The sequence below is a fragment of the Mesorhizobium sp. M4B.F.Ca.ET.017.02.2.1 genome, assembly GCF_003998955.1.
Lineage (GTDB): Bacteria > Pseudomonadota > Alphaproteobacteria > Rhizobiales > Rhizobiaceae > Mesorhizobium > Mesorhizobium abyssinicae.
Genome location: NZ_RZOF01000350.1, coordinates 1 through 6,565, shown reverse-complemented (window position 1 = coordinate 6,565; position 6,565 = coordinate 1). Strand labels below are relative to the sequence as shown.

Annotated in this window: 9 protein-coding genes; 6 read left to right on the top strand and 3 right to left on the bottom strand. The window is 65.6% G+C overall.

Going from position 1 to position 6,565, the window contains the following annotated elements:
* The 3 genes from EN738_RS28730 to EN738_RS28720 all read right to left on the bottom strand — a co-directional run.
* On the bottom strand, window positions 1-504 hold a 504-nt coding region (locus EN738_RS28730), incomplete at its 3' end, for a DUF429 domain-containing protein (RefSeq protein ID WP_127286606.1).
* Window positions 501-1,385, bottom strand: a complete 885-nt coding sequence (gene pdxY / locus EN738_RS28725; protein WP_127286605.1) for a pyridoxal kinase PdxY — start codon at window positions 1,383-1,385, stop codon at window positions 501-503. The genes EN738_RS28730 and pdxY, both read right to left, overlap by 4 nt.
* Before the next feature lie 12 nt (window positions 1,386-1,397).
* Window positions 1,398-1,649, bottom strand: coding sequence for a hypothetical protein (locus EN738_RS28720; RefSeq protein ID WP_127286604.1), 252 nt, complete (start codon window positions 1,647-1,649; stop codon window positions 1,398-1,400).
* Window positions 1,650-1,811: 162 nt separating this feature from the next.
* Between EN738_RS28720 and EN738_RS28715 the strand changes: the two genes are divergently transcribed.
* The 6 genes from EN738_RS28715 (at window position 1,812) to ppa (ending at window position 6,371) form a co-directional block, all read left to right on the top strand.
* On the top strand, window positions 1,812-2,444 hold the full coding sequence (locus tag EN738_RS28715; protein WP_127286603.1) for a LemA family protein: 633 nt from the start codon (window positions 1,812-1,814) through the stop codon (window positions 2,442-2,444).
* A 201-nt stretch (window positions 2,445-2,645) separates the two neighbouring features.
* The gene (locus EN738_RS28710) at window positions 2,646-3,449 is read left to right on the top strand and encodes a YgcG family protein (protein WP_189606014.1); all 804 of its coding nucleotides are present in this window, start codon (window positions 2,646-2,648) and stop codon (window positions 3,447-3,449) included.
* Between the two features lie 4 nt (window positions 3,450-3,453).
* Window positions 3,454-4,341 carry a YgcG family protein gene (locus tag EN738_RS28705; protein ID WP_127286601.1) on the top strand — a complete coding sequence of 296 codons (888 nt, stop codon included), beginning with the start codon at window positions 3,454-3,456 and terminating at the stop codon, window positions 4,339-4,341.
* Between the two features lie 5 nt (window positions 4,342-4,346).
* Complete coding sequence (locus EN738_RS28700) at window positions 4,347-4,985, top strand: TPM domain-containing protein (RefSeq protein ID WP_127286600.1); 639 nt, start codon at window positions 4,347-4,349, stop codon at window positions 4,983-4,985.
* Between the two features lie 242 nt (window positions 4,986-5,227).
* Window positions 5,228-5,734, top strand: a complete 507-nt coding sequence (locus EN738_RS28690) for a GNAT family N-acetyltransferase (protein WP_127286598.1) — start codon at window positions 5,228-5,230, stop codon at window positions 5,732-5,734.
* A gap of 103 nt (window positions 5,735-5,837) precedes the next feature.
* Window positions 5,838-6,371, top strand: coding sequence for an inorganic diphosphatase (ppa, locus tag EN738_RS28685; RefSeq protein WP_127286597.1), 534 nt, complete (start codon window positions 5,838-5,840; stop codon window positions 6,369-6,371).
* Window positions 6,372-6,565: the final 194 nt, after the last annotated feature.

The window sequence follows — 6,565 nt, the reverse complement described above, 5'->3', positions numbered from 1 at the left end:
GTTCAACCGGCAGAAGGCGACCTCGGGATGCGATTCGAAGACGCGGCCGCGCAGGTCCGGCCGCGCGATCAGCAGGGAATCGACCTCGCGGATCTTGGAGAATATGCCGAAGGCCTGGATCGACACGCCACGCGGCGGATCCGAACTCGCCTTGGCGACCTCGCTGGCGCGTCGATGCGCTTCATACCAGGCCTCGAGCGTGGTGAAGTCATCGATCTCGGCATAGAGCGCCGCGCGCGAGGGGATCGAGAACACGCTGGATTGCCGACCGCCGAGAAGTGGCCGCACCAGCGCTTCCGGCCCGCGCCCGCCTCTTTGCGAAAAGTCCGGCAGGCCGATCGGCATGTCGACGGCGATCGTGGCGCTGGCGGGCAATGCGGCAAGCAAAGCGGCAAAGCCTGGAAAGACGGAGACCCAAGGGGCGGCATCCGGATGACGATGGACGGCGATCCAGCCAGCCTTGCAGCCGTCGACGCCGACCAGCATCCGGCCGTCGGCGGTCACGCCCGCTTGTCCCGCCCCGGATGCAGGAGGTGGCGCAGCTGCACCATCGCCATCGGGTGCGACAGGCTCTGCGCGTCGGTCTCGAGCTGCAACTCGTCGCCACCGCGCTTGGCGGTGCGCGCCAGGATCTCGTAGACGGCGGCCGTGGTCGACTGCAGCGCCTTGATCGGCAACTGGCCGGAGAGGATGCGCGCCAGATAGACGGCCGCCGTCAGGTCGCCCAGCCCGTTCGGCGGCCTTTCGATGATGCGATGCTCGGCAAGCAGCGCCTGCCTGGAATCGAGCAGCAGGTTGCCGGTGCCGCCGGCCATCATCGACGGCGCCGAGGTCACCAGCATGGTGGAGGGGCCGGCGTGAAGGGCGGCCGCCACCACCGATTTCAGGTCTGGAAGCGGCGCGCCGGCCATCCATTCCAGCTCGTAGCGGTTGGGCGTGGCGACGTCGGCGATCGGCATCAGCCGGTCGCGCAGGGCGATGGCCGTGGGTTCCGGCACGTAGAGCCCGCCGGAATCGCCCATCACCGGATCGCAGATATAGACGGCGTTGGGCGTCCTTTCCTTGACGGCGGCGACCAGCGAGGCGACAGCTTCGGCCTGGCCAGCCTCGCCGAGATAGCCGGACAGCACCGCGCCGACCTCGCCCAGCCAGGGTGCGCGCTCGAGATCGGCCATCAGCGCCTTGAACTGGTCGAGCGGCGGCACGATGCGGGTCGCCCGGCCGTGGCCCGGATGCCAGGGCAGGACGACGGTCGGCACCGCCCAGACCGGGAAGCCGAGCGTCTCCAGCGCGAAGACGGCGGCGCGGTTGCCGACCGAGCCGCGGGCGACATGGCTGGAGATGACGATGACCGCGCGCGGCGCGCCGGCTTTTTCAGCGTTCATGGATTTTCAGTCCTAACCGCCACGCGTGGCGAAATACACCAGCCAGGCGAGCAGGCCGATGGCGATGAGAAGCCCCAGCACCCGGCCGATGCGGGTGCCCCAATAGTCGATCGGATCCGAACGGTCGGCGTCCGCGGCGTTGACATGGTCGCGAGCGCCCTTGGCGGTCCGGGTGATGAACGAGGTGCCGCCCGGGCTGGTCTCCCGTTCCACGCGCTCGAGAATGCGGCGCGATGCGGTGTCGGTGTCCTGGCGCTTGGCCATGGCAAATGTCCCGTTTTGCCGGGACCTTAGCCTGTTCGCCCGACCATTCACAGGGCCTGCATGGCAGCGGGATCGCAGCGGAAGCTTTGCGGCCGAGGTCATTTTCTTGCGGGCGGATTGTGGTAATGCTTCGGGTGCAACTTCCGACGAGGGACCCAGATCATGTTCGCCCAGCGCCTCTCCTCCCCCTTCCGTCATCTGCCGGCCTTGCTGGTGATGGCCGTCGTGCTGCCGCTGCTCGCCGGCTGCGGCTACAACACCATCCCGACGGCGGAGGAGAACGCCAAGGCGGCCTGGAGCGAGGTGCTGAACCAGTACCAGCGTCGCGCCGACCTGATCCCCAACCTGGTGGAGACGGTGAAGGGTTACGCCGCGCATGAGAAGGACACGCTCGACGCGGTGGTCGAGGCGCGCGCCAAGGCGACGCAAATCACGGTGACGCCGGAAACGCTGAAGGATCCCGAAGCCCTCAAGAAATTCCAGGATGCCCAGGCCGGGCTGACCAGCGCGCTGTCGCGGCTGATAGCGGTGTCGGAAGCCTATCCCGATCTCAAGGCCAACCAGAATTTCCTCGCCCTGCAGGCGCAGCTCGAAGGCACCGAGAACCGCATCGCGGTGGCGCGACGCGACTATATCCAGGCGGTCAAGGATTACAATCTGACACTCAGGACCTTCCCGTCGGTGCTGTGGGCGACCTTCTGGTTCCGCAGCAACGAGCCCTTCGCCAACTTCACCGTCGACGAAGACAAGATGCAGCCGCCGAAGGTCGATTTCGGCACCAAGCAAGGCGGTTGAACGATCACCTAGCGGGTCTGGTCCCTGTCGGCTTTGAGCTCCGTCCCACCCCCCTCTGTCCTGCCGGACATCTCCCCCGCAAGGGGGGAGATCAGCCGTCATCTGCGCTTTCGCCAATCTCGGACGTTTGAAGATGTGGGCCGACGGGGAAGCTGCCAATCTCCCCCCTTGCGGGGGAGATGGCCGGCAGGCCAGAGGGGGGTGGGACGGAGTGCGAGCGTTGGTGTCCTTCTCGCCCTTCTGGTCCTCCTCCTCCCGCTCACCGCCTTCGCCGCCGATCTCATCGCTCTCACCGGCCGCGTCGTCGACAATGCCGGCATCATCGACGCCGCGACCAAGGCCGCGCTGACGCAAAAACTGGCCGATTTCGAGCAGAAGGGCTCCGACCAGATCGTCGTCGCGACCATTCCCAGCCTCGACGGCGAGGAGATCGAGCCCTACGCCAACCGGCTGTTCCGCTTCTGGAAGCTCGGCCAGGCGAAGGAGAACAATGGCGTGCTTCTGCTGGTGGCGCCGAACGACCGCAGGATGCGCATCGAGGTCGGCTATGGGCTGGAAGGCACGCTGACCGACCTGCACACCAAGCTGATCATCGAGAACGACATGGTGCCTGCCTTCCGCGCCGGCGATTTCTCGGGCGGTATCAGCAAGGCCGTCGACGACATGATCATGGTGCTGGAGGGCAATCCGGAAGAGCTGGAGGCGCGCGGCAAGCGCAACGAGCAGGCGCCGTTCAATCCCGACGATCTGTTCTTCTCGATCTTCATCGCCGTCTGGATCACCATCCTCGTTTTAAGCCTTGCCAGTTCCATCCTGCCGCCGATCTTCGGCCAGAGGATAGGCCCTGGCCGCTATCGCTGGCTCGGCATGACCTTCGAGCCCGGCAAGCGCTCGTCCGGCGGCGGCGGCTGGTCCTCGGGAAGTTCCAGCGGGTCCTCGAGCGGCGGCGGCTTTTCCGGCGGCGGCGGTTCGTCCGGCGGCGGCGGCTCCTCGGGAAGCTGGTGAGGCGATGAGCGGCCGCGCCCTGCCAGGATCCCCATGCCGCACCGCGGGTGCCTTGCTGGTCGCCGTGGCGATCCTTTTCGTCTCTTTCGCCGCGCGGGGCGCCGAACTGCCGGCGCTCACCGGCCGTGTCGTCGACAATGCCGGCCTGATCGACACCGCGACCGAGGCGGCGCTGACGCAAAAACTGGCCGATTTGGAGACAAAAGGCTCCGACCAGATCGTTGTCGCGACCATTCCCAGTCTCGGCGGCGAGGAAATCGAGCCCTACGCCAACCGGCTGTTCCGCTTCTGGAAGCTCGGTCAGGCCAAGGAAAACAACGGCGTGCTTCTCCTGGTGGCGAAGAACGACCGCAAGATGCGCATCGAGGTCGGCTACGGGCTCGAAGGCACGCTGACGGACCTGCACACCAAGCTGATCATCGAGAACGACATGGTGCCGGCCTTCCGCGCCGCCGATTTCTCCGGCGGCATCAGCAAAGCAGTCGACGACATGATCATGGTGCTGGAGGGCAATCCGGAGGAGCTCGAGGCGCGCGGCAAGCGCAATCCGGCCAATGACAGCCCGGTAGATCCCATCCTCATGGTGTTCATCATCCTGTGGGCGACGATATTTCTCGGTGGCCTGGCGATGGCGTTCCTGCCGCCGATCTTCGGCACGCAACTGTCGCCGGGCGTGTATCGATGGCTGGGCATGACCTTTCGCTACGGTCGCGGCGCGCGGACTTCAAGCCGTGGCTGGACGACCGGCAGCGGCAGCGGCTGGTCGACGGGAAGTTCCGATAGCGGCTGGTCGTCCGGGAGTTCAGGCGGGAGCTGGTCGTCCGGTTCGAGCGGCGGATTCTCGGGCGGCGGCGGCTCGTCCGGCGGCGGCGGGTCTTCAGGGAGCTGGTGAGAAAGATGGCAACACGACCGATCAGCCCGCAGGATCATGAGCGCATCGCCGGGGCGATCCGCGCCGCCGAGACGAGGACCGACGGCGAGATCTACTGCGTGGTGGCGCATGCCAGCGACGGCTATTTCTTTCCCGCCGCCTTCATGGTGACGCTCGGCACGCTCATCGTCAGCCTTGCCGTCGCCTATGGGCTGGAGGCCTGGTGGCTGTCGATCCGCCTGCCGCATTTCGTTTTCGCCGAGCTGCTGGCGCTGGCCTCGGCGCTGCTGCTTTTGTGGGCGCTGCCGGGATTGCGCATCCATTTCGTGCCGCACCACCTGCGCTACCAGGCGGCGCACCTCAACGCGGTCAAGCAGTTCCTTGCCCGCAACGTCCATCGCACCGCGGCGCGTACCGGCGTGCTGATCTTCGTCTCGATCGCCGAGCGTTACGCCGAGGTGGTTGCCGATGCCGGCATCAACAGCAAGGTCGGCCAGAATGTCTGGGACGGCGTGGTCCGCGACCTTACCGCGCACGCCGGCGACGACCGGCTCGCCGACGGCTTCATCAAGGCCGTCGAATCGGTGGGCGCGGTACTGGCCGAACATTTCCCTGTCACGGCGGGCGATGCCAACGAGCTCGACGATCATCTCGTCGAGATCTGAGAGCCTGCCTGTAAACGCTACTCTGCCGGACGCCTGAAGCGGTTTTCTGCGCTTCCGATGCTCACGGACCAGAAAGTCCGCTTCGCTTCGGTTCTCGAAAACCACGCCATCCGCCTCGGCAGAGCGCGTTTCCAGCCAGGCTCTGCCCTCCTCGTCGGCGTATCATCCGCCTGTGCGAAAGGATGGGAGTGGCTGGCCGGACTCTTTGCAATCGGGCGATGCGGGTTTATGGTTAAGCAATCATGAACACGCTGATCATCGATATCAGGAAAGCCGAGCCGCGCGATGCCGGCGCGATCGCCGACGTGCACCAGGAGGCCTGGCGCGGCGCCTATTCAGGCATTATCCCGCATCGCACGCTGACCTCGATGATCAACCGCCGCGGCCCCGACTGGTGGGCGAATGCGATTCGCCGTGCCGCCACCGTGCTGGTGGTCGAGATCGGCGGCACGATCGCCGGCTACGCCACGATCGGCAAGAACCGCGCCCGCGAGCTCAGGCAGCAGGGCGAAATCTATGAGCTTTACCTGCGCCCGGAATACCAGGGGATCGGGCTCGGCAGCCGGCTGTTCAGGGCGGCGCGCGCGCGGCTCGCCGATCACGGGCTGAAAGGTATGGTCGTGTGGGCGCTCGAGGACAACCAGAACGCGCTTGCCTTCTATGCCGGCGCCGGCGGCCGCGACATCGCTGAAGGCGTCGAGATCTTCGAGCAAAAGGCGCTGAAGAAGGTCGCCTTCGTCTGGGAATGAATGCCGCGTTCCGGCGTCGTTATTGTCCCCGCACGATTCGCCGCATTGCACCATGACGCTTCCGCCGCTATCGGTCTGACAAATCGAGAGAGGGATTTGAGCCATGCGCATCGAAGCGATTGCCACCGGGAAGAACCCGCCGGAAGACGTCAACGTCATCATCGAGGTGCCGATCGGCGGCGAGCCGATCAAATACGAGATGGACAAGGAGGCCGGCACGCTGTTCGTCGACCGCTTCCTGCACACCTCCATGCGCTATCCCGGCAATTACGGCTTCGTGCCGCACACGCTGTCGGGCGACGGCGATCCGATCGACGTGCTGGTCTGCAACACGCGCGCTCTGGTGCCGGGCTGCGTCATCAACGTGCGGCCGATCGGCGTGCTGATCATGGAAGACAATGCCGGCCAGGACGAGAAGGTGATCGCGGTGCCGTCGCCCAAGCTGACGCTGCGCTACGAGAACGTCACCGAATACACGCACCTGCCCGAGATCACGCGTGATCAGGTGCAGCACTTCTTCGAGCACTACAAGGATCTCGAGCCCGGCAAGTGGGTCAAGATCGAGGGCTGGCACGATTCCAAATACGCCAAGAAGATGATCGTCGACGCGATCGAACGGGCGAAGGCGGCGAAGTAGGATATGCTGGGGATGTGCGCAAACCGCTAAGCGTCGGCGCCGCCCCTCATCCGCCTGCCGGTGTCCAGCCGATAGATGGGTAACAGAATGGACCGGATACATAGGTAACAGTTCTCCCCCTATGAGTCCGCTGCAGCGCCAAGCGGATTGGTTGGCGCTGCAGCGGACTCATAGGGGGAGAACTGTTACCTATG